General features: G+C 69.2%; 1 protein-coding gene. It reads right to left on the reverse strand.

Annotation, left to right across the window (positions count from 1 at the left end; translation table 11 throughout):
* Nucleotides 1–74 precede the first annotated feature (74 nt).
* Nucleotides 75–593: a P-loop nucleotide/nucleoside kinase family protein gene (locus tag IEZ06_RS35940; RefSeq protein WP_189241128.1), complete on the reverse strand. Its 519-nt coding sequence runs from the start codon at nucleotides 591–593 to the stop codon at nucleotides 75–77.
* Nucleotides 594–685: the final 92 nt, after the last annotated feature.

Raw genomic sequence — 685 nt, forward strand, 5'->3', positions numbered from 1 at the left:
CGGATCGCCGTCGCCTGCGGCCATTCTGTCGGGAAGGAGCTCAGGGCTGAGCGCCGCAGGGGACGATCGGGCGGTCAGTGCTGGAGGATGGTCCGTTCTCCTTCGCCGGCCGGTTCCTCGAAGCCGGCCAGGTAGCGGTCGAGCAGTTCTTCGGAGACCGTTACGGCGTTCGCGCCCCGGACGGTGCTGCGTACGGCGAGCCGCCGCCGCAGGATCTCGCGGTCGGCCTTGAGGTAGACGAGCTCCCAGCGGTAGCCGTGGCTCTCGATGAACGCCTGGTAGCGACGGCGGGTCTCCCGGCGCCAGAAGCTGTAGTCCAGCACCACCGGCCGCCCGGCCCGCATCAGGGCCGCCAGCCGTTCCCACAGTTCCTCTTCGGCGGCGCCCTTGTGCCGCTCGTACTCGTCCGGCGCGAACTCCGCCCCGTCCCGTCCGAAGCGCCGCCAGATCTCCTCGTCGATCGAGAGCCGAGCGTAACCGCTCTCCTCCAGAGTCAGGGCGTACGTCGTCTTGCCGGACCCGGCGAGACCGCACATCATCACGACCGTACGGTTCGGAGTGCCCGCAGTCCCGCAGGGCATGACTTCCTCCATGTCGATCAAGGCTATCGCCTCGGTCGGAGCTCCCTGCGGCGCTCAGCCCTGAGCTCCTTCCCGACAGAATGGCCGCAGGCGACGGCGATCCG

Origin of the sequence: Planomonospora antibiotica (assembly GCF_014647955.1) — a bacterium.
Classification (GTDB): Bacteria; Actinomycetota; Actinomycetes; order Streptosporangiales; family Streptosporangiaceae; genus Planomonospora; species Planomonospora parontospora.